This window comes from Flavobacterium chungangensis (genome assembly GCF_042654045.1).
Classification (GTDB): Bacteria; Bacteroidota; Bacteroidia; order Flavobacteriales; family Flavobacteriaceae; genus Flavobacterium; species Flavobacterium chungangensis.
This window is the reverse complement of record NZ_JBHSFY010000007.1, coordinates 99,962-123,804: the sequence shown is the minus strand read 5'-3', so window position 1 is coordinate 123,804 and position 23,843 is coordinate 99,962. Positions and strand designations below refer to the sequence as shown.

Here is a 23,843-nt window from a genome sequence, read left to right as displayed (position 1 = left end):
AGAATTGTGTAATCTTGATATTCAAAAAATCAACTTCGATTAATACCAATAAAATGCAGACTTCCAATTTCAAATTAATTACTATAGCCGAGATCAAGAACAAATATCCTTTTTTAACTGAAGATGAAAAGTTTGATTATTTTGACGAATGGGAAGACGAAGATTTTTTTCTAACGGCAGAAGAAAATGTCAATTTTGAAGGAAGTTTTTATTTAGACCTTTATGAGGATAAAGAGAAAAAATGGCTGACCAATTTGTTAAACTTTTCGACTAAAAATATTGAAGAAATAAGAATTGAAGGAATTTTTATAAACGGAGATTTCTCTGTAAGTGGTTCAATTATTAATGCCGAAGGCGATTATGGTCTGTATGTTTTCATTAGCGGAAGCGTAAATTGTCAAAGTCTTTTGCTTGGCGGAGCGAATGTTGAAGTAAAAGGAAATGTTACAGCAAAAGAAGTCGTGATGACTTATTATAATCACGGAAGTTTCAATTGTTCGGGTTCTGTAAATTCTCCAGTTTTTATCGTAACAGATCATAATACAGCATTTGCCCAAAAGAAAATAGACTTGTTTTATTATAATGACAGAGATAAAATTGATCCGAAAAACGAATGCGAATATGATGATGAAACTGACGAAGAAATTATCTCAAACGAACTCCGAAAATTACTCGATAATCCATTAATTGAAACTTTTGAAGAATTGGAACGAGATTTGGCAAGAGGCGAATTGGTTTTAAAACAAAATAATCCGCCCGCTAAAATTTATGAATATTGGCGTGATCGTGTTTTGGCAAATTACAGAGATCTTAAACTCGTTCCGAAGCAATTTAAAACTGAAGAACTTTGCAATTTGGCATTAAATATTACATTTCATGCTTTGCCGTTTATCGATCAGGATTTAATAACTTCTGAGCTTTGTGAAAAATTAGTCAATAAAGATGGTTTTGCGATTCAAGTAATTCCTGATGAATTTATAACGAAAGAACTCTGTTTTAAAGCAGCGGAAAGTGGTACAATGCTAAGGTTAATTCCAGAGGAATATTATTCGGAAGAACTGATTTTATTGGTTTTTAAAAACGGAAGACATGAATCAGATATTAACGATGTTCCTTCTCTATTTATAACAGAAAATCTTCTTGTAGAATATGTGAAAATTGGAAAAGGATTGTGGCTCGATAAAGCCTGCAAAGCAACTAGAATTGATAAATTGCAGGTTTTAAAACAAGTAATCGATTCTGGAATTCAATATTTGGATAATATTTTTGGGAATCATTTCAGTAAAGAGGCCGTTGAATATGCTTTTTCGATTTATAAAAACGACGAAGATTGGAATAAATATGTTCAAAAATATAAACAGAAATTTGAACGACTTGGGTTGAATGAATATTTGTAATGAAGAATGGATGAAAGTGTAAAAATATTAAGAAGTAAAATCTCAATTCCTTTAGCCAAAGCAATTCAGCTTCTTAAAAAGAACAATAATGATGTTGCGCTCTCCGAACAAGATTTTCATAATGAAAACATTAGAGAGATTTGTGAGAAAACTGAATGCAAAGAAGAAATTGCAAAAAAGGAATATCAAATTTGTAATCGGGATGTGACAAAAGCAATTGAAAGGATTAATCAAAAGCCCATTATTATAGCCACAGGAAATAATCCCGTTTCAAAAATCGGTTTTATTTTATGGCCAGAAAATGCTAAAGGAGAATTTTATAAAACTGAAAAAAGAAATGATGTTTTTATTTCTACAGAAGATTTTAATATTGTTTTGAAAGATTTCGAATCTGTTTTTCCTATGCTCGACACTTCTAATAATGTTGAACAGGAAACATTTGATGTTACAGGTCATAATTTTTTTGATAATAAGATCTGCAAACTAATTTTAGAAAGAATAAATGGAATTGAAAGTGATGATGAAAATGTAAAAACCTTTTTACAAGAAGTGGAAAGCTGGTTAAAAGATAAATTATCTTATGCTGATTATATTGTGGTTTATGGAAATTTATAACTAAGATATGTTGAAGATTCAAATCAGAAAAGTAGAAAAACAAGATTTAGATTTTGTCTACAAAGCAATATGCGAACTCGAAAATGAGGTTTTAGATTTTGAAGTTTTCAAAATGATCTTCAATGAAAATATTTCAAACCCAAAAAATCTTTATCTAATTGCCGAAAACGAAAATGAAGGTTTAGGTTTTATTAGTTTTCATACCCAAAATCTCCTTCATCACTGCGGATTGGTTGGTGAGATTCAGGAGTTTTTCATTCATAAAAAATATCGTGGTCAAGGCGTTGGAAGATTATTAATAAATGAGATTTTAGATTTTGCTGAGAAAAATGATTTAAAAAGTATTGAAGTTACGACAAATAAGAAACGAGTAGAAAACGTGGCGATTTATGAGAATCTAGGTTTTACTTTGAGTCATAATAAGTTTACGATTTATAAATAAATAGGTTTTTTAACCGCAAAGTCCGCTAAGGCTTACGCAAAGTTCGCAAAGTTTTGCGTTTAAAGCTTTGTGAACTTTGCGTTTATTTAGATGACTTAAACAGAAAAACTTTGGGTGCTTTGCGGTAAAATTTTCAACTAATATGTATAAACTAAATCCATCAATAAAGCATCATTTAGTAATTGCCATTCTTATTAGTTTATGGCTTTTCGTTTTTGCTTTCGTGATAAGGCCCTTTGACGACGGAACTATAAATTTCAGAGCGTGGTTTTTAATCAGTTTTGGGTTTAGTGTAATGGCTTTTTTATGTTATGGTCTTTTAGCTTTTATTCAAAAAAACTTTTACGAAAGAATAGGGAAGTGGAATATCAGTTTAGAAATAATAGCCATTTTTCTGTTTCATGGATTGTATTTAATTGGAGTTTTTGCCTTTTATAAAAGCCCAATTTTAAATGGCGGATATACTTTTTCAGAATTCTTTTCTGGAATTTTTATAAAAGTTGCTCTAATCATAACTCCTGTGATTGTTCTCGCACGAAGATATGTAATCAAATTAATTCCGATAAAAGACGATGTTTTAGTATTTAAAGGAGAAAACAAATTAGATGTATTAAAAATCAACAAAGCCGACTTGGTTTGCATTTCGAATGCTCAGAATTATGTTGAGATTTTTTATATCGAAAATGATAAACTCCATTCGAAACTTATTCGATCTTCGCTCAAAAAAGTTCAGGACGATTTTGGTTTTTTAGTGCAAATTCATCGTTCGCATTTAATAAATCCGTCGCATTTTAAATCTTGGCGAAATTCAAACACCATTATTTTGACTCAAATAGAACTTCCAGTTTCGAGAAATTATAAAGATGTTTTATTGGCATTATAATTTTGTACCTAAAACAATGCATTTCGTACCGAAGTCAGTAAAATAGGGATTTTAGGTAAATTTTGATTTTAGTTTTGCTTCATCAATTTTTAAAACAAATTATGAAAACAAAACATTTTTGCACGATCGGATTGCTATTTTTCTTAGCCAGCTATTTATTATTTTCTAACATTTTGCCAAGTTTCAATACGTCGATAGATTTTGCGCATTGGTTCAATTTAATTGGAGCTTGTTTTTTATTGTCGTTTAATGACGCATTTCCTAAAACAAAAACTAATAAAGTCGCTTCGATTTTGACAACTTTAGGCGTTATTGCCCATATCGGACTTTGCACAATCGATTTTCTAATGTCGAGTTACGGAAATAATGAAATGGCAAAAGAAGCATTAAGTCAGCAGATCAGTAATTCGTCATTGATTTTTTATCCATTTGTGGCCGTTGGGCCGTCATTGCTTTTTCTTGGTTTGGCTTTGCATGCATTTGCTTTTATAAAGACAGAAACTGTAAAATCCTTAATGGTAATTGTGGGTTCGGTTGCTGTAGGATTTTCTTTTTTTGCTTTAAAAAATGGAATTTTAATGCTTTTAAGCTGTGTAGTTTTTATTTTAGGATTGGGTTTATTGCTTTATGTGTCGCGACCTTTGTCAAAGTTTTAAACTTTGACAAAGGTTTTCGTTTTATTTGTAGGATTTTTATTTTTATTTTTGTTTTGAAAATAATTGAATGATGAAGAAATTTATAATTGATAGCGATGATTTTGGTGTTGGAAAGGTAACTTATAATATCGATTGGGAAAATAAGATTATTAAAGAATTGGTTATTTTTGCAGATGAAAAAACTTTTGAAAATTTATCTGATGATGAAAGAGGAAATTGGAATTGGGCATTATATCCTCCTAAACTTTATTTCATAGAAATTCCTTTTGAATTAAATAGTAATAAGATAATAATTCCAATTACGGATGAAATTTTGGATGATTATGATGTTGCGCTTTATTTCATGTCTCATAATGATATTGAAGGAGAATTTTCAATTGATCCAAATGAAGTATTTATGTTTACGGGGTATACATATATATTAAATAAAAGATTAAGCTTGGAAGTAGAGATTAATCTTAAATCATATTAGAGATTGCACATGCAAAATTGCCAATCTTTGTAGAGTTACTAACGTGTCCTTCGACTTCGCTCAGGATGACAAACTAGTTGTATAAAAGCAAAACCGAAGCAAATTCCCTTCGGTTTTTTATTTGAAATTCGTATTCTCGTTCCAGAATCTAAAGCTCAAAGATTGAAAAAACATATAAAATACTTAATCGCACTCTTTCTGACTTTTGTCGTGATTGCGGGCGATGGTACTTTATATTCTCAATCTAAATCGGCAGAATATTATCAGTCTTCGTTTGTAGTTTTAAGAAGAGAATTAAATCTTAAGAATTCTCGTTTATATAAATTCGGACACGCTGTTTCTTGGAATGAAATAAGATTTTCAATTGTTTTGAATTTTCTCAAAACCGAAACTGTTTTTACTTTCCAAATCAAGAAATTGCTGAAACTTCAAAACCTGCTTTATCAAAACCTAACTTCATTTATAAAACAATCTGTTTTTATAAATGAAATAATCACTTCAAAACACTTCGGGAAAAGTTTATACAGCGCTTAAGAAATTATTTCTGAGCATAGATGATTTAATAATGTCTAATCATTTATCATTTTCAAAATGTATAAGCAAAATAAAAATTCTCGTTTGGAGCAATCTAAACGACCGCTTCTTCATTGGATAAAAAGAAAATTTATAATCATAATTACAGCCTTTATGCTAGGAATGGCAAATGGAATGCACACCGAAGATACCCGAATTAAAGGAAATCAAAATTATACCGAACAGCATAAAAAAGATTGATTTTTTAATTAGAAAATATGTCAATGAGATAATTAGAGAATTTCTTGTTGGAATTTAAATAATTAATCGGTTTAAATTTTAGCTGTGACCTTTGTCAAAGTTTAAAACTTTGACAAAGTTTTTTTGCGCAATCTTGTCATTTCGACGAAGGAGAAATCTTCGCAAGTAACTCCGCAACGAAAATCAATCTTTGTAGAGCTACTAACGTGTCCTTCGACTTCGCTCAGGATGACAAACGGTATGGTATAAAAACAAAAAACCGAAGCAAGTGCTTCGGTTTTTATTTGGAATTTGGAATTTGGAATTTCAAATTTCAAATATTGGAATTTAATCCACCCATTTATAATATCTCGCTCCAATCAAAACAGGAATCTCTTTTTCGATTCTATCTAAGACCCATTCGTTTTTAGGAGTTCTTACGCTCTGTTTTTGTTCCTTTTTATGAAGACTTTCGTAAGTACTGAAATCAATTTCTACACTTTCCGCTAAATTTTCAAAAAGTTTCACATTTTCTAAAGCCGATTTCCATTCTGGCTGAATAGTTCCTTCAAAAACTTTCGATTTCGATCCGCTTCCGTAGGCTAAGAAACCGAATTTAGTTCCGGCAACTTCTTTGTTTGTGTCATAAAAATGAGCTAAAGTCGATAATAGTCCCATGAAAATGGAACCTGTATAAAGATTTCCTATTAATGAAGAAGCCAATTCTGCTGGTTGTAATTTTTCAGTTACAAAACTTCTATAATCGTCAGATTTTGCCACTTCTTTAATTTTTGTCTGATAATCTGCTGGTGCAATATCATCAGCAATGATTTTTTCGGCACTGTCTAAAGCGTAGATTTCAGATAACATTCTTCTTCCTTGGAAAGAATATGGCAAGTGCATTACAATACTGTGCCAAGTGTTATAAAGAGTTTCGGTAGTGTTTTTTAATTTTTTGAATGAAAAATACGCATTACGCGTACGATCCATGTAACATTGATTCGAATATTGGCCGTCAAAAACTGGCTGATCTTTATGAATTTCAATTTCAGCTTCTAAATTATCAAACCAAGAATCGTTGTTTGCGTTTTTAGTGATTTCTTCTTTAGCAATCGTTCTGTATGGTTTAAAGAAGTCGAAAACACCTTTTGTGCTTGTTGCCCAATTATCATCAAAAGCAATAATTTTCGGATCTGCAGTGATCAGCATTGCAACCGCTCCAGCTCCTTGCGTATATTCTCCTCCAGAGTTTAAATCATATTTTGCGAAATCAGACGTAACTACAATGGCTTTTTTAGTTGGATTTAATTTTACAAAATCAAGACAGTTTTGCAAAGCGTCTACACCGCCAATACAAGCGAAAGTAAAATCTACAACATCGCATTCTGCTAATGAATCTTCGCCAAATTTCTGCTCCATTAAACTAATTAGATAAGAAGCAATGGGTTTAGAACTGTCAATACCGCTTTCGGTACCAACATAGATTCGGCTGATTTCTTTTAAGTCAATTTTATTATCAATGATAAGTTTTGTTAAAGCATTTGCTCCAAAAACAGCCGCATCCTGATGTGCGTCTGGGAAAGTCATTTTTATTAGACCAAGACCTTTTTCTAGTTTCTCGGGTTCAATATTTCTGGCAACAGCCAAAGTTTTTATGGGTAAATGTATGTTTGCTACGTCAAATGAAATAGCATCAATTCCTGTTTTCATTCTTATTTTTTTGAGCCGCTAAAGGTAAAACTATGTTGTGGAATGGCAATTTTTTACTTTGATAAAATTTTGACGACCCTGCACTTTTGAAGAAAATAAATTAAAACTTCGAATAAAATAACAATATCATAAATTTTTAGTAATCTACTTAGAGTCGAAATCCTTGATTCTGTTTTACAAAGCAATGATTTGAGGTTTTCTATAGTGAATTATTTTTTATCAGTTTTAATTTTGTACGTAAAAATACGTAGAATTGAGCTATTTTAAAATCATTATAAATAACAGCGAAATGGTTGTAGTTCTTTTGTAATTGAGTTATTTTTGTCTAATTTTTTAAAACAAACTACTTAACACTTATGGCACAATCTGCACTATTGAATGCTTCCATCTTAAAGAAAGTAGCTATGGCTCTTTCGGGAATATTCTTAATCACGTTTTTAGCGCTGCATGTTTCCTTAAATTTTATTTCTATTTTGAGTGAAGATGTTTTCAACGAAGCTTCTCACTTTATGGGATACAATCCGCTGATACAATATGTAATGCAGCCAGTTTTGGCATTCGGAGTAATTTTCCATTTTGTAATGGGATTTATTCTTACCGCTCAAAATAGCGCGGCACGACCAATTGCGTACGCTAAATACAACGGAGCGGCAAACGCTTCATGGAGTTCTAGAAATATGATTATTTCTGGATTGGTTATTTTGGCTTTCTTAGGATTGCACTTTTATGATTTCTGGTTTCCTGAAGTTAGCTATAAATATATAGCTGGTACGGCACCAGATGCTACGAGGTATTATGGTGAGTTAGTTCACAAATTCCATGACCCAATTCGTACGGCATTGTACTGTGTGTCATTTATCCTTTTAGGATTCCACTTATGGCATGGGTTTGCATCTTCTCTTCAATCTGTAGGGATGCATAACAAATACTCTAGATTTTTATCAAAAGTAGGTTACTGGTTCGCAGTTGTAGTTCCAGCGCTTTTTGTAATTATCGCTTTATTTCATCATTTCAATAATTAATATCAATTATAATGGCATTAGATTCAAAAATTCCAAATGGTCCTATAGCGGACAAATGGACAAATTATAAAGATCATATTAATTTAGTAAACCCTGCTAACAAACGTAATCTTGATATTATTGTAGTTGGTACAGGTTTAGCTGGAGGTTCGGCTGCGGCTACTTTGGCTGAGTTAGGATATAACGTAAAAGCATTTTGCTTCCAAGATTCTCCACGTCGTGCGCACTCTATTGCAGCACAAGGGGGTATCAACGCTGCAAAAAACTATAAAGGTGACGGTGACTCGATTTACAGATTGTTTTACGATACTGTAAAAGGTGGTGATTACCGTGCTCGTGAGGCAAACGTTTATCGTTTGGCTGAAGTTTCTGGTAATATTATTGACCAATGTGTGGCTCAAGGGGTGCCATTGGCTCGTGAATATGGCGGACTTTTGGATAACCGTTCTTTTGGAGGAACTTTGGTTTCTCGTACATTTTATGCACAAGGACAAACTGGACAGCAATTATTGTTAGGAGCTTATTCTGCAATGAACCGTCAAATTGGTCGTGGAAAAATTAAAATGTACAACCGTCACGAAATGCTAGACATTGTAATCGTGAACGGAAAAGCGAGAGGTATTATCGCTCGTGACTTAATTACAGGAAAAATAGAAAGACATTCTGCTCACGCGGTAGTAGTTGGTTCTGGAGGATACGGAAACGTATTTTTCCTTTCAACAAATGCTATGGGAAGTAACGCAACAGCAGCTTGGAAAATTCATAAAAAAGGAGCGTTTTTTGCAAATCCTTGTTATACACAAATTCACCCAACATGTATTCCAGTTTCAGGAGATCACCAGTCTAAATTGACTTTGATGTCTGAGTCTTTACGTAATGATGGTCGTATTTGGGTACCAAAAAACTTGGAAGATGCAAAAGCTATCCGTGAAGGAAAGAAAAAAGCAACAGATTTATCTGAAGACGAAAGAGATTATTTCTTAGAAAGAAGATATCCTGCTTTTGGTAACTTAGTACCTCGTGACGTTGCGTCTCGTGCAGCTAAAGAAAGATGTGATGCTGGTTTTGGAGTTAACAAAACTGGAGAAGCGGTTTACTTAGATTTCGCAGCAGCTATTAAACGTTACGGAACTGAAGATGCTTATGTAAAAGGTTTAGATGATAAAGATGCTGCTTTGGTAACTAAATTAGGAGCTGCAATCGTGAAAAGTAAATACGGAAACTTATTCCAGATGTATTACAAAATCGTTGATGAGGATCCTTATACAACACCAATGATGATTTACCCAGCAGTTCACTACACAATGGGTGGAACTTGGGTTGATTATAACTTAATGACTACAATTCCTGGATGTTTCTCAATTGGAGAATCTAACTTCTCTGACCACGGAGCAAACAGACTTGGAGCTTCTGCTTTAATGCAAGGTTTAGCTGATGGATATTTCGTATTGCCTTATACTATCGGAGATTATTTGGCTCCAGATATTAAAATGGGTGAAATTTCTACAGATTTACCAGAATTTGTTGAAGCTGAAAAAGCGGTTGTAGATCAAATCAATAAATTTATCAATAACAACGGTAAACATTCTGTAGATTATTTCCATAAAAAACTTGGAAAAATTATGTGGAATAAAGTAGGTATGGCTCGTAACGCTAAAGGTTTAACTGAAGCTATCGAAGAAATTGCTGCTTTACGTGAAGAGTTTTATAAAGATGTAAAAGTTCCTGGAGGCGCTTACGAATTTAATCAGGAATTAGAAAAAGCAACTCGTGTTGCCGATTTCTTAGAGTTAGGAGAATTGTTCGCGAAAGATGCTTTACACCGTAACGAATCTTGTGGAGGTCACTTCCGTGAGGAATACCAAACAGAAGAAGGAGAAGCACTTCGTGATGACGAAAACTTTGCATATGTTGCAGCTTGGGAATACAAAGGAAAACCAAGTGATGCAGTATTACACAAAGAACCTCTTAACTACGAAAACATTAAATTAGTTCAAAGAAGTTATAAATAAAAAAGTTAAGAGTTAAGGGTTATGAGTCTAAAGTCGTTCGAAGATTTAGAGTGCTGGAAAGCAGCACGTGAATTAAGAATCTTTGTTTCTCAAAATATTCTTTCGAAATTTCCAATTGACGAAAAATATGCCTTAACTAGTCAGCTTAAACGATCTTCTAGATCTGTTAGTGATAATATTGCCGAAGGGTTTGGAAGATATCATTATCAAGAAAATATTCAATTCTGCAGAATTGCCCGAGGTTCATTAACTGAATCTTTAAATCAAGTAATTACTGCTTTAGATGAGAATTATATTGAAGAAGATTTGTTGCAAAAATTTAGAGAAAGGTTCGAAAGAACCAAAGCAATATTAAATGGATATATAAATTATTTAGCTAGGACTAAAATGGAGTAGTAACCCTATGACGTTTAACTCTTAACTTATAACCCATAACAAAATTATGAAACTTACATTAAAAATATGGCGTCAAAAAAACGCTCAAGATAAAGGAGGGATTGTAGAATATCCTATCGATGGAATCGAACCAGACATGTCTTTCCTTGAAATGTTAGACGTTCTTAACGAAGGTTTAATCAATAAAGGAGAAGAACCAGTTGCATTTGACCACGATTGTCGTGAGGGAATCTGCGGAATGTGTTCTTTATTCATCAACGGAGAAGCACACGGACCAGACAGAGGAGTTACAACTTGTCAGTTGCACATGCGTATGTTTAAAGATGGCGATACGATTTTTATCGAACCATTTAGAGCAAAAGCTTTCCCTGTAATTAAAGATTTAGTGGTTGACAGAAGTTCTTTTGACAGAATTCAGCACGCAGGAGGATTTATCTCTGTAAATACTTCAGGTAATACAATCGACGCGAATACTATTCCAGTTAACAAAGATGATGCAGACAAATCATTTGATGCTGCTGCTTGTATTGGTTGTGGAGCTTGTGTTGCAACTTGTAAAAACTCTTCAGCAATGTTATTCGTTTCTGCAAAAGTTTCTCAATATGCATTATTGCCACAAGGTAAAGTTGAAGCAACAGATCGTGTTTTACACATGGTTCACCAAATGGATTTAGAAGGTTTCGGTAACTGTACAAATACAGGAGCTTGTGAAATCGAATGTCCAAAAGGAATTTCGCTTGAAAATATCGCACGTATGAACCGTGAGTATTTAGCAGCAAGCTTGAAAGGATAATACACAATTTAGTATATTTAAAAAAACGCTTCCGTTACGACGGAAGCGTTTTTTGTTTCTATTTACAGCATAATATCTAAAACTGAATCAATATCTCTTAAAAGCTTCGATTTGTTGTGTAAGAGAGTTTAAAATATATGATTTTAGGCTTTTGGTGTAAACTGGTTCTGTTTTATTTTAAATTGATGTAATGCTTTAATTTGGTTTTTTTGTTTCGATGAATTGTTTGTTGAAATGTTTATTTTTGTAAGAAGAAAAAAATAATTGGCATGAGCACTGAAAATGAAGTTTTAAATTACAGTAAAGAAGAACGTAAAAATCATATTCTAAAAGAGATCAATTTGCACACGCGTGTGAGTTTTGAAACTCTTTCGGCTAAACTTGGTGTTTCCGAAGATACTGTTCGTCGTGATATTAATGAACTTGATGCTGACGCACTTTTAATTAAAGTAAAAGGTGGCGCCATGACCAAAGGATATCATTATTCTTCATCAAACCAGACTTATGCTGTTGAAGCCAAACAAGTTATTGCACAAAAAGCGGTTGGCCTTCTTCATGACGGAATGGTTTTAATTGTTGATGGCGGAACTACCATTCGAGAGTTCATCCGGTTAATTCCAAACGATCTTAATTTAACTGTTTTTACGATTACGGCTTTAACTGCGGTTCAGCTTTTAGATAAACCCAATATTAAAACGATCATGATTGGCGGAAGCATTTCCTCTTACAGTCAGATGTGTGTGAGCGGAGAAGCTTTTCATCAATTGGCCAATATAAAAGCAGATCTTTTAGTTTTAGGGACAAATGCTTTAGACGTAGATGGCGGTTATTCAGATTCTGATTGGGAAACTGTTCAAGTAAAAAAAGCAATGATTCAGGCTTCTAAAAAAACGGCAGTTTTAACTATTACGGAGAAACTAAATACAGTTCTTAAAATGAAAATTGCTAGTTTGTCTGAACTGAATTATGTTATAACCGAGGAAGAACCGGCTCATGAAAAATTGAAGTCATACAAAGAGAATTTTCCTGAATTGACTGTAATTTAATTTCAAAACCAATCTTTCTACTTATCTCTAAAATCTGATGAAAATTGCTTTAATCCAAACCGATCTTTTTTGGCAAGATGCCAGTAAAAACAGGGAAAATTTTGATTCGAAAATTGATGAAATTCAATCGGAAGTAAATCTCATTGTGCTTCCTGAAATGTTTTCGACCGGATTTACAATGAATGCTCCTGAGGTTGCTGAAACCATGCAAGGAGAAACGATTGAATGGATGAAATTGAAAGCAAAACAAAAAAATGCTGCCGTAACAGGAAGTGTTGTCATCACAGAAAACGAAAAATTCTACAATAGAATGTTTTTTGTTTTTCCGTCAGGCGAATTTCAGTATTACGATAAAAGACATTCTTTTTCTCTCGCCGGTGAAGACAAAGTGTACACCTGCGGAAATAAGAAGGTAATTATAGATTATCTAGATTGGAAAATATGTCTGCAGGTTTGTTACGATTTGAGATTTCCGGTTTTTGTACGTAATGTAGAAAACTACGACCTTATTTTGTATGTTGCCAATTGGCCAAAAGTACGCACCAATGCTTGGGATGCTTTGCTAAAAGCGCGTGCCATAGAAAATCTTTCGTATGTGGTTGGGGTAAACAGAACTGGTAACGATGCTCACGATTACGAACATATTGGTCATTCTCAAGCAATAGATTTTTTGGGTAATTATATTTTAGAGCCACAAGAAAAAAATGGTGTCTTTGCCGTAGAACTAGACAAAAACACCATGTATGAAACGCGTAAAAAATTAGACTTTTTAAGCGATAGAGATCAGTTTGAAATTAGGTTTTAAAAGGCTTTTCGTTTCTTTTCTGCTTCTTTTTTCTTTTTATCGTCTTGTTTCTTCTCGACTTCTGGATTAAAAGGAATGCTCAAGTCAATTGTTTCGTTCCGATCCCAATTGGCACGCACATCAAATTCTTCCTGATTATAAAATACTTCTTCTGCGTATTTCTTTTCTAAGAAATTACCAGTGTCGTATTGTTTGTTTTTATTGTCGTCATAAATAATGCGCACAGTAAAAACATCAGGTTGCAGTAGATTGAATTCTAAAGTAGTTGCGCCTTCAGAATATCCTTCGGCTAAAACTACATCTCCTTTTTTATTGGTCAATTCAACAATTATAGGAAAACGTTTGACATTTTTAAGAGTCAATATCAGATTTCCGTAATCGGCGTGTTCTTTAGTGCTGAGTTTATAAGATAAAGTATCATTTGTTTTTTCATAAAAGTCGGTCAAAGCACCTGGTAAGAAAGTAAAATTATATTTATCCAATGGTTCTTTTTGGAAATCGAAATATAATTTCTGTTCAAATTCATCATATTCTGTTGTATAAGGAACAGCAACAGAATCTTTATTGACCAAAGCGATTTTAGATTTGTCAAATTTTACCAACGGAGTTTCGGTTTCCAAAGTAAAACGTTCTCTAAAATTAATCTGACCGTTTTGTACCGCTTTAATATTTAAAGTGTCTTTTTTTAAGGCTTTAATCTTAAACGAAAATCTTTTTTTATAATCTCCTTTTTCAACTTCCATTGATAACGAATCGGCTTTTATTGGTTTGTACCAAACTTGAAGCGAATCCTTTTTAGGAAACTGTGTTACGATAGTTTCAAGAACTTCGTCACCATTTTTAAGTGTAATTTTCGGTTTTGAATTTTTGAAATCCTGTTTTCCTTCATAAGGAAGAAACAAACGATTTCCTGAAGCCTGAATAGGTTTGAAAGCTTTTAATGGCAATGTTTCTTTAAATAGTTCCACCTCATAAACCGTATCTGTCGGAATTGTGATATAACTTTTCAAAAATCCGATTTTATCATCTTTCGGATTAAATTTATTATTTGAACCTTTATCTTTTAAGGCTACCAAAAGATATTTTCCTTCTCTTAAATTTTCAAACTGAAAAGTTCGCATACTGTCCAAAGTGTTCGTAATGTAGCGCGGAAACTCTTTGTAAATGGTAGAATCTTTAAATTTATCATTTACTTCATATAGCATTACAGAAACAAAATTGTCAACATACTTTCCATACGCATCTTTAATTTTCCCGTTCAGTTTAAGCGAATCAATATGCGATCCAGTCGAAAACACATATTTAAACTGGTTTAGTGCGTTTCCTTCATTGTTGTCTGTAATTGCCTGTCCAAAATTTAAACTATAAGTTGTATTGGGCTGTAAAGTATCTCGAAGTTCGATCTTTATAAATTTGCTGACATTTGTAGGCGTAATTAACGGCTCATTTTTTAATGGTGGAGAAATAATAAGCTGTTTGTTTGTGTTTTTAAGTTTGACATATTCGTCAAAATTTAAAGTAATAGTGTTTCCTTTAAAATCGGTTGTAAAGTTTTTAGGAAAACTTGATACCAAAACAGGAGGTAATGTGTCTTTTAAACCGCCGGTAATGCTGCCTCTTTTCGCGCAGCTTATCATCGATATTAGAATTACAAATGCAATGTATTTTAAGGTGTCTTTCAACATAACGGTTTTTCAATTTGATTGCACAAAATAACGATTATATTTGCTTTAATTGAAATTTTTTATCCATTTATTAGGATTTGGGACTTTTGGAAATCTTCAAAAAATTTAGTGTTTAAAAAGCTATAATTTCTTACTTTTGAATTAAAATGTAATTTTCCTAAGTTTTGTTCAAACGATTTTTCCCAGTTTTGTTTCTCTTTTTAATGTTGTCATGCACTAAAAGTGAAAAGCCCGTAATCTCCTTTTATTACTGGAAAACAATCTTCAAGTTTTCTGAAACGGAAAAAGAAGCATTGAAAGAAAACAATGTACAGAAACTTTATGTAAGATATTTTGACATTGGAATTCATCCAGAATCCAATTTTCCAATTCCTATCAGTCCTGTTCGTTTTGAAGAAAATCCGAAAGACTATGCTATTGTTCCAGTTGTTTTTATTCAGAACAAAGTGATGCTTCAGCCTAATCTTGATGTAAATGATCTGGCTCAAAAAACCTTTGATTTTATAGAACAAATCAATTCTAAAAACAAAATCGCGTGTCAAGAAATTCAAATTGATTGTGATTGGACCTTAAAAAGCAAAGAGAATTATTTAAAATTTATAGAGGTTTTTAAAAAATTTTCGAAGAAGAAACTTTCAGCGACCATTCGATTGCATCAGGTGAAATATTTCAAAAAAACAAAAATTCCGAATGTTGATTCTGGAGTTTTGATGTATTATAATATGGGATCAATTGCGCCCGATTCTCTAAATTCTATTTACGATAAGAAAGTGGCAGAACGATATCTTAAAAGTTTAAAAAGATATCCGCTTCATTTAGATTTTGCTTTTCCAATTTATTCGTGGGGAGTTCATATTAGAAATAATAAAGTGATCGGACTTCGTTCTAAAATGAGTAGTAGAGAACTAGAGAAAGATTCCAATTTTGAAAAAACAAGCCCGATTTTTTTCAGGGTAAAACATTCCAATTATAAAAATGGTGTTTTTTATGAAGAAAACGATCTCTTGAAAATAGAAGAAATAAAACCAAAAGATTTAAAAGAAATGGCAGAAGATTTGCAAGATAATCTTGTAGAAAAGCCAAACGAAATTATATTTTACGATTTAGACGAATTCAATTTAAACACTTATGAAAAAAATACTTTTAAGCAGATTATTTCTTGCTTCTAGTGCCGTTTTGCTTTCTGCATTCGGAATTATATATGCCTGCGCAGATGGAGATTGGGATTATTTAGGATCTTATAATTCAAATTTTACCCCAGAAACTTTTGCCGATAAATCGTATTCGCCTTTGTTTTTATCTGGTGGTATTTTTTACGGAATTGGTTTTGATACCCAGCATAATTCTCGTTTTAATAAAAATATAAAATCAGATTGGGCAGATTATCTAAAAGGAAAAGTTGATACCACAACTGTCAATTATTTTTTGATTGGTGATGAAAAGCCTAGATATTATTCTGATGACAAAAATACCATCAAAAATAAAGAAGAAATTGAAGGTTTGCATGTTTATTATAAAACGAAAAAAGAAAATAAAAGCACGCAAAAATGGGGCAAAAAGCTGAATCTGAAAGACGAGAAAGTAAAAAACTTTGTTGAGTTTCTGTATTTGGCTCAAAAAATAGAAACAGTATCTATTGGAGATGATTATTGGAGCTACGATCCCGTTGTGGCAAAAACGTTCAACGATGCCAAAATGATTCAGTCGATAGAAAATGTATACAATACTTTATCAGATCCGTTTTTGAAAAACAGATATTGGTTCTTGACCATGAAAGCACGTTTTTATAGTAACGACAAACAAAAAGCAATTGATTTTTTTAATAAAACAGAAAGTTCTGTTGCCAGAAATACTTTGTATTATCGCGCTTTAGCGTATGTTGCAGGAATTAATTATAAACAAAAAAAATATGCGACTTCTAACTATTTATACGCTCAGGTTTTTGATAAATGTCCAGAATTAAGAGTGGTTACAGCGTATAGCTTCAAACCAAAAAACGAATCAGATTGGACAAAGGCTTTAGCGTTGGCAAAAGATAATAAAGAAAAAGCGGCGCTTTGGGCAATTCACGGATATTATAAAGACGAAAAACAGGCGATTGAAAAAATCTACGAATTAGATCCTAAAAGCGAACATTTAAATTATCTCGGAACAAGATTGGTTAATTCGCTAGAGCAAAAAATAAACAATTCGTTTCAGACGGACGGGCAAGGAGAAAATCAGAAACCAAAACCACAAACTGTTGCTGAAAATAAAACAGAAAATAAGACGAAAGTGGATAATAGCGCTGTCGATTTAATTGCAAAAATTTCTGCTGCAGGAAATACCGATAAGCCTTATTTATGGGATATTTCACTTGGATATCTTCAAATGCTAAAAGGCGATTATGCCAATGCAGATAAAAATTACAGTAAAGCTGAAAAAACACTTCCGAAAACAGAATTGGCGGGAATGCAGCTTCGTTTATTGCGTTTTGTAAATAATTTAAGCAAGATTGATAAGCTGACAGATAAAAATGAGAAAACCATTCTAGCCGATTTAAATTGGCTATACACAGAACTTCCTAAAAATTATAAAGGAGACACGTTTCGTTATCAAAATGCTTCTTCATGGAGCAGAAGCTATTTATCGCGTTTGTATAAAGAACAAGGCAATTTGGTTATGGCCGAGATTTACGGAGAATCACGCTATAGCTATTGGAATGATGGAAATGCATATTATGACAATGAAAAGAATTTGCTGGCAATAAAAAGCTTTTTGGAAAAATCTAATAAATCTGAAATCGAAAAAATTGGGGCGGGAATTTATAGTTTAAAATTGAAAGACATTAATAATTTTCAAGCAGTTCAGTCTACTTTCAAAAACAAAATTCCAGAAGCGATTGCTTTTATGCAGCAAACAGATTCTGTTCAGTATGTTAAATTCTTAGGGAATCCGTTTAACGGAAATATAAAAGATTGCCACGATTGCGAGCACGCGGCGTATCAGAAAAGAAAATATACTTTTATGGATTTCTTGACCACTATAAAAGAAATGCAGGATAAATTGGCTCAGAAAGAAGATGTTTACACCAACAGCCTTTTGTTAGGAAATGCATTTTATAATATTTCTCATTTTGGAAACGGAAGAACTTTTTACGAAATGAGTATTGTGGGTTACGGATCAAGTCCGTATTCGTTTAGAGATTCGATGAAAGAAATGATTACGAATAATTCGGTTTCTAAAATGTATTATCAGAAAGCTTTTGAAGCAGCTTCGAATAAAGAACAAAAAGCAAAATGTTTGTATCTGATTTCGAAATGCGAACGAAATGATTATTACAATAAAAAGTATAACAATATAAACAGCTATTGGGAAATTCAAGATGATAAAGTTAATTTTATCGCTTGGAACTCGTTCAAAGCTTTAAGAAAAGACTATTCGGATACGAAATACTATCAGGATGTAATTGCTGAATGTGGTTATTTTAGAACATATGTAAATCAATAATTTCGAAAAGATGGTAAATAAAATAGAACATATTGGGATTGCGGTAAAAAATATGGACGATGCTAATGTTTTGTTTGAAAAAATGCTGGGTGTTCCGTCTTATAAAATGGAAGCAGTAGAAAGCGAAGGAGTGTTAACGTCCTTTTTTCAGACAGGAAATAATAAAATCGAACTTTTGGTAGCAACAAACCCCGAAAGTCCTATTGCTAAATTTTTGGAGAAAAAAGGAGAAGGAATTCATCATATTGCTTTTGATGTTGATGATATCGAAGCCGAAATTGCACGTTTGAAAAATGAAGGTTTTGTCTTGATTAATGAAGTTCCGAAGAAAGGAGCAGACAATAAATTGGTTGTTTTTCTGCATCCGAAGAACACAAATGGCGTTTTGGTGGAGCTTTGCCAAGAAATTAAATAAAAAAATGTCATTTTAATTTTTGAATAAGATGTTGAAAATCAATTTCGTTTTTAAGATTCGGAGAAAGATTTAAAATTAAATTGAAAATGATGTCTTAAAATATTTGGAGTGAATGAAAAATAGTAGTAATATTGCATCCTCTAAACCGGTCCTATAGCTCAGCTGGTTAGAGCACCTGACTCATAATCAGGTGGTCCCTGGTTCGAGCCCAGGTGGGACCACTCTTTTAGAACAGAAGCCTTTGCAGAAATGTAAAGGCTTTTTTGTTTTTTAGTGTTTTTTGAAATGTGAAAATTGAAATTTTGTCCCGTATTATTTAAACGCCAATTTCTGTAAAATGCCTTAACTTTATCCGTCCAAACAAATTTAATCTTCAGATGGATAGATTAACTCCCGAACAGAGGAGGAAAACTATGCAGGCGATAAAAAGCACTGCTACAAAAGGCGAAGTAAGGCTTGCAAAAGCTTTGTGGAAATTGGGTCACAGATACCGAAAAAACAACAAAAAGGTATTTGGAAGGCCTGATCTTACTTTTGCCAAATATAAAATTGCCATTTTTGTTGATAGTGAGTTTTTTCACGGAAAAGATTGGGAAACGGAGCAACTAAGAATTAAAACCAATCGAGAATATTGGATTCCGAAAATTGAAAGAAACATACAGCGTGACGAAGAGGTCAATGCTTTCCTGATTTCTGAAAATTGGACGATTTTAAGGTTCTGGAGTAAAGAGATTGAAAAAAATCTGGAAGTTTGTCTGGCAAAAATTGAAGGAACAATTATGCTTTTAAGTATTTAAACTTTTTCAGCTTTTAACTGTCTAGCTTCTGCTTTCTCAATGCATTTGAATATTTCAGAGGCGAGCCTTTCTATAACAGGCATGCTTACAGAATTTCCAGCTTGTTTGTAAAGACTGGAATTTGAAATTTTTGGTAATTTATAGTGATCTGGAAATCCTTGAAAACGAAAACATTCTCTTGGTGTTAATTTTCTAAAGCCAAATACAGTTGTAATGATTGGAACATTGTGGCCGCCAGTTCCCATATTTGCAGTTAAAGTTGGACAGACTTCTTTTTTGTTTTCTCGCACATACTGCCTTCTAAATTGATAAATTCTATCTTCTCTCACAACGGCTTCCTTTAACATGTTGTACATGTATTTGTCTTCGGTGTAATAGAATTTTTTATCGACTTTTTCTTTTGTAATTAAGTCAGTTACCTTTTTGGTTAATTCTTCTTTCTCTGGGAAATTAAATTTAAATCCTTTTTTTACAAATCTTTTGTCAAAAGCAACCATGAAAATTCGCTCACGATTATGCGGAATATTTCCGAAATCTCTAGTATTCAAGATAGCGCTGTCAAAAGTGTAGTCCCGTTTTTTGATTTCGCGCTGAATTACTTTCATTGTGTTTCCTTTATCATGGCCTTTTAGGTTTTTGACATTTTCAAGAAACACTACTTTAGGACGCATTTCATCAATAAAATCCAATATTTTAAAAAAATGATTTCCTCTGCTGTCTTTAAAACCTTTTCGGTGCCCAGCTAGAGAAAAGGGTTGGCATGGAAATCCAGCTGTAAGAATGTCAATTTTATTGAGGTCTTTTACGTCGAGCTGCATTACATCTCCTTCAATAAGAGTGTGCTCAAAATTGTTTCTGTATGTAACACAGGCTTTTTTGTCAAATTCATTTGCCCACTCTAATTTAAAACCTGCATTTTCAAAACCTAAACAAATACCGCCAACGCCTGCGTATAAACTTCCGACTGTATATGGTTTTTTCATTTGATTAATTAAAATTAAAAATAGATTTGAATTTGAAGTTTTAAATCTTTTAGAATTGGATTGTATGTGTGTTTGATTTTACAAATATATTAATTTGAGAATATTCTCTTGAATGTAATTTAAGTTGAATCCAAACTACTTTTTTTGGCGTATATTTGGTAAAAGACATTTTTTGAGAGAACAAAAAACTATCGCTACTAAAATAAGTAAATTCTTATAGCCTTTTAAGTCTTGCGAATAGTGCTGAAAATGAACGTTGTTTCTTCTAGAACGTTTTCTGAAACGGATTAGAGGTATTTTTAAGAAAAATGTTAAAATTTGTTCTGGATTTTTGGTTTTAAAAGTTGGTTTTGAGTAAAAAACTTATACTTTTGTCCAAGATTTTGGAGATGGAAATGCGTTTGTGCGAAATTTCTATTAAAGAATATTTATCAATAATTATCTAGAATTGCTGTTTGCAATAGCTTGAATTTATGAAAAATCTAAAAGCCCCATTTTTAGTAATTGCCTTATTATTAAATGTTTTATTAATGTCTGCAGGGTCTGCGCATCCGCCAGTACCAGAAACAAATGGTAAAAGTATGAACACAACAAATGCTGAATGTGAGGATCCGGATCTGCCTAGCTGTAATCCTGAAGCAAATTTTCCAATAGACCAGCAAATTGTTTTTTTACTATTAGGCGGTTTAGCTTTAGGTGCTACTGTAATATATAAAAATCAAATAAAAAAAGCTTCAATTTAATTGAAGCTTTTTTTGTGGGAATCTAAACGTTACTTGTTTATTGCGTAAAGTCTAGAGATATATTTTCCAACTACATCAAATTCAAGGTTGATTTTTGTTCCAACTTTGAAATCTTTAAAATTAGTGTGTTCATAAGTATACGGAATAATTGAAACACTAAATTCATTCGTTTTAGAATTTACAACGGTCAGGCTGACTCCGTTTACTGTAATCGAACCTTTTTCGATTGTAATATTGTTTAGGTTTTTATCGTATTCAAAAGTATAATTCCAACTTCCGTTTGCTTCTTCAATTTTAATGCAGGTTCCAGTTTGGTCTACGTGGCCTTGTACAATATGTCCGTCTAAGCGGTCGCCGAGTTTCATTCCCCTCTCTAAATTTACAATGTCGCCAGTTTTCCAATCGCTAATATTGGTTTTCAGAATAGTTTCGTCAATTGCTGTTACGGTGTAAAGAGAATCTTTAATAGCTACTACTGTAAGGCATATTCCGTTATGCGAAACGCTTTGGTCTATTTTTAATTCGTGGGTTATTGATGAGTCAACTGTTATATGAAGATTGTTTTGATCTTTTTGAATTTCGTGAATCCTTCCGAGTGTTTCTATAATTCCTGTGAACATTGTGGTTTTATTTTACTAAATTTGCACATCAAAATTAGTAATAAATAAACTGAGCTCATGAATAAAAAAGCAGAAAATATAATTGTTGGAATTTCAGTTGGAGATTTAAACGGTATTGGAAGCGAAGTTATACTGAAAACATTCGAAGATTCTCGTATGTTGGAATTGTGTACGCCGGTTATTTTTGCAAATGCTAAAATTCTTTCATTTGTTAGAAAGAGTTTTACATCGACAGTTCAATTTCATGGAGTTGATAAATTAGATCAAATCATTCCGGGTAAAATAAATGTTCTTAATCTTTGGAGAGAAGGAGTTGATATTAACTTTGGAGTAAATGATCCTAAAATAGGAGAATATGCAATTAAATCTTTTACGGCAGCAACAAAAGCTTTAAAAGATGGTGAAATAGATGTTCTGGTTACGGCTCCCATTAATAAATACAATATACAGTCTGAGGATTTTAAATTTCCTGGACATACCGATTATTTGAATCAGGAATTAGAAGGCGATGCGCTAATGATGATGGTTCAAGATAATTTACGAGTAGGCTTAATTACAGATCATGTGCCGTTAAACGAAGTCGCTTCTCATTTAACAGAAGAATTGATAACTAAAAAAATAGAAACTATTAGGAAATCTTTGATTCAGGATTTTAGTATAGTGAAGCCAAAAATTGCAGTTTTAGGACTGAATCCACATGCTGGTGATGGTGGTGTGATTGGAAAAGAAGATGATTTGATTTTGAAGCCAACTTTAAAGAAAATCTTCGATTCGGGAACAATGGCTTTTGGTCCATTTTCTGCGGATGGTTTTTTTGGAAGCAGTCAATATGAAAAATATGATGCTATCGTGGCAATGTATCACGATCAAGGATTAATTCCGTTTAAGACATTGTCTTTTGGAAAAGGCGTGAATTATACAGCAGGTTTAAATAAAGTTAGAACCTCTCCAGATCACGGTACAGCTTATGATATTGCTGGAAAAGATATGGCAGATTACAATTCTTTTAAAGAAGCAGTCTATCTTGCGATTGATATTTTTCGCTCGCGTAATCAGTATGAGGAGATTAGCCAAAAACCTCTTAAAATAAAAGAAAAACAGTTATAAACAAAAAAAGGTCAATAAGATTATTAGATTTGTAATAATTTTATATCTTTGCACCCCAATTCAGATATCTAGTTTTAGAATCGAATTGATCAAATTGATGTTGAAATGAGCAAAACAAAAGAATTTTTAATTCCTTTCGTAGGATTAAAACTAGGAAAACACCATTTTGAGTATCAAATAAATAACGATTTCTTTAAGAATTTTGAATACGATGAGTTTCAAAATTCGGATATTAAAGTTAATTTACTTTTCGAAAAGAAAAGTACCATGTTAGAGTTAGAATTCAAACACAAAGGAACAGTAAATGTGCCTTGTGATCTAACAGGCGAAGATTTTGATTTGCCTATAAAAGGGAAAATGAAGTTAATTGTTCGCTTTGGAGACGAATTTAATGATGATAATGAAGAATTGTTGATTTTGCCACATGGTGAACATGAGGTAGATATAGCGCAATATATTTATGAAATGATCGCGCTTTCTGTACCTCACAAAAGAATTCATCCAGGTGTTAAAGACGGAAGTCTACAAACAGAGGCTTTGACAAAACTGAATGAGTTAAGTGTAAAAGAACAAAAGGAAGAGAGTAACAAAGAAGAAGATATTGACCCGCGTTGGGAAAAATTAAAGAAACTATTAACGGATAAATAATATAGTAAAATGGCACATCCTAAGAGAAAAACCTCGAAAACAAGAAGAGATAAGAGAAGAACACATTACAAAGCTACTGTAGCTCAAATCGCTACATGTCCTATTACAGGTGAGGCGCATTTATACCACAGAGCTTACTGGCATGAAGGTAAAATGTACTACAGAGGGCAAGTTGTTATCGATAAATCTGAAGCGGTTGCTTAATACGTTTTTGTAAATTATACTAGAACTCTCACATAGTGAGAGTTTTTTTTGTTGATTATAATTTTCGTTTTTTAGGAAAATATAGACAAATTCGTTACGTTTTTTTTTGTAATTTTCGGGTCTTTTAAAAATTTTTCAAATTAATCGTAA

Annotated in this window: 26 protein-coding genes and 1 tRNA gene; 23 read left to right on the top strand and 4 right to left on the bottom strand. The window is 32.6% G+C overall.

The window, feature by feature from the left end; translation table 11 throughout:
- Positions 1-14 precede the first annotated feature (14 nt).
- The 8 genes from ACFO3N_RS13080 to ACFO3N_RS13045 all read left to right on the top strand — a co-directional run bounded on the left by ACFO3N_RS13080 (position 15) and on the right by ACFO3N_RS13045 (position 5,239).
- Positions 15-1,397 carry a bactofilin family protein gene (locus tag ACFO3N_RS13080; protein WP_379798361.1) on the top strand — a complete coding sequence of 461 codons (1,383 nt, stop codon included), beginning with the start codon at positions 15-17 and terminating at the stop codon, positions 1,395-1,397.
- A 6-nt stretch (positions 1,398-1,403) separates the two neighbouring features.
- The gene (locus ACFO3N_RS13075) at positions 1,404-2,012 is read left to right on the top strand and encodes a hypothetical protein (protein WP_379798360.1); all 609 of its coding nucleotides are present in this window, start codon (positions 1,404-1,406) and stop codon (positions 2,010-2,012) included.
- Positions 2,013-2,019: 7 nt separating this feature from the next.
- Positions 2,020-2,454 (top strand): GNAT family N-acetyltransferase, encoded by a 435-nt coding sequence (locus ACFO3N_RS13070; protein WP_379798358.1) that lies wholly within the window; start codon positions 2,020-2,022, stop codon positions 2,452-2,454.
- A 142-nt stretch (positions 2,455-2,596) separates the two neighbouring features.
- Entirely contained in the window at positions 2,597-3,337 is a 741-nt protein-coding gene (locus tag ACFO3N_RS13065) for a LytTR family transcriptional regulator DNA-binding domain-containing protein (protein ID WP_379798356.1), read from the top strand.
- A 101-nt stretch (positions 3,338-3,438) separates the two neighbouring features.
- Positions 3,439-3,993, top strand: a complete 555-nt coding sequence (locus ACFO3N_RS13060; RefSeq protein WP_379798354.1) for a hypothetical protein — start codon at positions 3,439-3,441, stop codon at positions 3,991-3,993.
- A gap of 67 nt (positions 3,994-4,060) precedes the next feature.
- Complete coding sequence (locus tag ACFO3N_RS13055) at positions 4,061-4,465, top strand: hypothetical protein (protein ID WP_379798352.1); 405 nt, start codon at positions 4,061-4,063, stop codon at positions 4,463-4,465.
- Positions 4,466-4,627: 162 nt separating this feature from the next.
- Positions 4,628-4,999 (top strand): hypothetical protein, encoded by a 372-nt coding sequence (locus ACFO3N_RS13050; RefSeq protein ID WP_379798350.1) that lies wholly within the window; start codon positions 4,628-4,630, stop codon positions 4,997-4,999.
- 57 nt (positions 5,000-5,056) lie between these two features.
- Complete coding sequence (locus ACFO3N_RS13045) at positions 5,057-5,239, top strand: hypothetical protein (RefSeq protein WP_253789435.1); 183 nt, start codon at positions 5,057-5,059, stop codon at positions 5,237-5,239.
- 327 nt (positions 5,240-5,566) lie between these two features.
- On the opposite strand, the gene ACFO3N_RS13040 is transcribed toward ACFO3N_RS13045, so the two are convergent.
- Complete coding sequence (locus ACFO3N_RS13040; RefSeq protein ID WP_379798348.1) at positions 5,567-6,928, bottom strand: hydroxymethylglutaryl-CoA synthase family protein; 1,362 nt, start codon at positions 6,926-6,928, stop codon at positions 5,567-5,569.
- Between the two features lie 356 nt (positions 6,929-7,284).
- Here ACFO3N_RS13040 and ACFO3N_RS13035 point away from each other — a divergent pair, with 356 nt between their 5' ends.
- The 6 genes from ACFO3N_RS13035 (at position 7,285) to ACFO3N_RS13010 (ending at position 13,002) form a co-directional block, all read left to right on the top strand.
- Positions 7,285-7,950: a succinate dehydrogenase cytochrome b subunit gene (locus tag ACFO3N_RS13035; protein WP_248728545.1), complete on the top strand. Its 666-nt coding sequence runs from the start codon at positions 7,285-7,287 to the stop codon at positions 7,948-7,950.
- A gap of 11 nt (positions 7,951-7,961) precedes the next feature.
- The gene (locus ACFO3N_RS13030) at positions 7,962-9,962 is read left to right on the top strand and encodes a fumarate reductase/succinate dehydrogenase flavoprotein subunit (RefSeq protein ID WP_201999492.1); all 2,001 of its coding nucleotides are present in this window, start codon (positions 7,962-7,964) and stop codon (positions 9,960-9,962) included.
- A 21-nt stretch (positions 9,963-9,983) separates the two neighbouring features.
- On the top strand, positions 9,984-10,358 hold the full coding sequence (locus tag ACFO3N_RS13025; protein ID WP_035653142.1) for a four helix bundle protein: 375 nt from the start codon (positions 9,984-9,986) through the stop codon (positions 10,356-10,358).
- Between the two features lie 46 nt (positions 10,359-10,404).
- Entirely contained in the window at positions 10,405-11,151 is a 747-nt protein-coding gene (locus ACFO3N_RS13020; protein WP_095928369.1) for a succinate dehydrogenase/fumarate reductase iron-sulfur subunit, read from the top strand.
- Positions 11,152-11,420: 269 nt separating this feature from the next.
- Positions 11,421-12,197 carry a DeoR/GlpR family DNA-binding transcription regulator gene (locus ACFO3N_RS13015; RefSeq protein ID WP_250834934.1) on the top strand — a complete coding sequence of 259 codons (777 nt, stop codon included), beginning with the start codon at positions 11,421-11,423 and terminating at the stop codon, positions 12,195-12,197.
- A gap of 37 nt (positions 12,198-12,234) precedes the next feature.
- On the top strand, positions 12,235-13,002 hold the full coding sequence (locus ACFO3N_RS13010) for a nitrilase family protein (protein ID WP_379798344.1): 768 nt from the start codon (positions 12,235-12,237) through the stop codon (positions 13,000-13,002).
- Here the strand turns inward: ACFO3N_RS13010 and ACFO3N_RS13005 are convergent.
- On the bottom strand, positions 12,999-14,687 hold the full coding sequence (locus ACFO3N_RS13005; RefSeq protein WP_379798342.1) for an Ig-like domain-containing domain: 1,689 nt from the start codon (positions 14,685-14,687) through the stop codon (positions 12,999-13,001). The two genes, ACFO3N_RS13010 and ACFO3N_RS13005, sit on opposite strands and share 4 nt — an antisense overlap.
- A gap of 293 nt (positions 14,688-14,980) precedes the next feature.
- Between ACFO3N_RS13005 and ACFO3N_RS13000 the strand changes: the two genes are divergently transcribed.
- From ACFO3N_RS13000 to ACFO3N_RS12980, 5 genes are all read left to right on the top strand, one after another.
- Positions 14,981-15,856, top strand: a complete 876-nt coding sequence (locus tag ACFO3N_RS13000; RefSeq protein WP_379798340.1) for a hypothetical protein — start codon at positions 14,981-14,983, stop codon at positions 15,854-15,856.
- On the top strand, positions 15,816-18,176 hold the full coding sequence (locus tag ACFO3N_RS12995) for a hypothetical protein (RefSeq protein ID WP_379798338.1): 2,361 nt from the start codon (positions 15,816-15,818) through the stop codon (positions 18,174-18,176). Before ACFO3N_RS13000 ends, ACFO3N_RS12995 begins: the two co-directional genes overlap by 41 nt.
- Before the next feature lie 10 nt (positions 18,177-18,186).
- Positions 18,187-18,591 carry a methylmalonyl-CoA epimerase gene (gene mce / locus ACFO3N_RS12990; protein WP_095928359.1) on the top strand — a complete coding sequence of 135 codons (405 nt, stop codon included), beginning with the start codon at positions 18,187-18,189 and terminating at the stop codon, positions 18,589-18,591.
- A 147-nt stretch (positions 18,592-18,738) separates the two neighbouring features.
- Positions 18,739-18,812: transfer RNA gene (locus tag ACFO3N_RS12985), tRNA-Ile, on the top strand.
- A 156-nt stretch (positions 18,813-18,968) separates the two neighbouring features.
- Positions 18,969-19,388: a very short patch repair endonuclease gene (locus ACFO3N_RS12980; protein ID WP_379798336.1), complete on the top strand. Its 420-nt coding sequence runs from the start codon at positions 18,969-18,971 to the stop codon at positions 19,386-19,388.
- On the opposite strand, the gene dcm is transcribed toward ACFO3N_RS12980, so the two are convergent.
- Positions 19,385-20,371 carry a DNA (cytosine-5-)-methyltransferase gene (gene dcm, locus ACFO3N_RS12975; RefSeq protein ID WP_379798334.1) on the bottom strand — a complete coding sequence of 329 codons (987 nt, stop codon included), beginning with the start codon at positions 20,369-20,371 and terminating at the stop codon, positions 19,385-19,387. The genes ACFO3N_RS12980 and dcm overlap by 4 nt on opposite strands.
- 473 nt (positions 20,372-20,844) lie before the next feature.
- Here dcm and ACFO3N_RS12970 point away from each other — a divergent pair, with 473 nt between their 5' ends.
- A complete protein-coding gene (locus ACFO3N_RS12970) occupies positions 20,845-21,114 on the top strand; it encodes a hypothetical protein (protein WP_379798332.1) in 270 nt (89 codons plus the stop codon).
- 29 nt (positions 21,115-21,143) lie between these two features.
- Here the strand turns inward: ACFO3N_RS12970 and ACFO3N_RS12965 are convergent, their stop codons facing one another.
- Positions 21,144-21,734, bottom strand: a complete 591-nt coding sequence (locus tag ACFO3N_RS12965) for a riboflavin synthase (RefSeq protein ID WP_379798330.1) — start codon at positions 21,732-21,734, stop codon at positions 21,144-21,146.
- 57 nt (positions 21,735-21,791) lie between these two features.
- Here ACFO3N_RS12965 and pdxA point away from each other — a divergent pair, with 57 nt between their 5' ends.
- The 3 genes from pdxA (at position 21,792) to rpmF (ending at position 23,693) form a co-directional block, all read left to right on the top strand.
- Positions 21,792-22,841, top strand: coding sequence for a 4-hydroxythreonine-4-phosphate dehydrogenase PdxA (gene pdxA, locus ACFO3N_RS12960; protein ID WP_379798328.1), 1,050 nt, complete (start codon positions 21,792-21,794; stop codon positions 22,839-22,841).
- A 105-nt stretch (positions 22,842-22,946) separates the two neighbouring features.
- Complete coding sequence (locus ACFO3N_RS12955) at positions 22,947-23,489, top strand: YceD family protein (protein WP_379798324.1); 543 nt, start codon at positions 22,947-22,949, stop codon at positions 23,487-23,489.
- A gap of 9 nt (positions 23,490-23,498) precedes the next feature.
- A complete protein-coding gene (gene rpmF, locus ACFO3N_RS12950) occupies positions 23,499-23,693 on the top strand; it encodes a 50S ribosomal protein L32 (protein ID WP_008465217.1) in 195 nt (64 codons plus the stop codon).
- Positions 23,694-23,843: the final 150 nt, after the last annotated feature.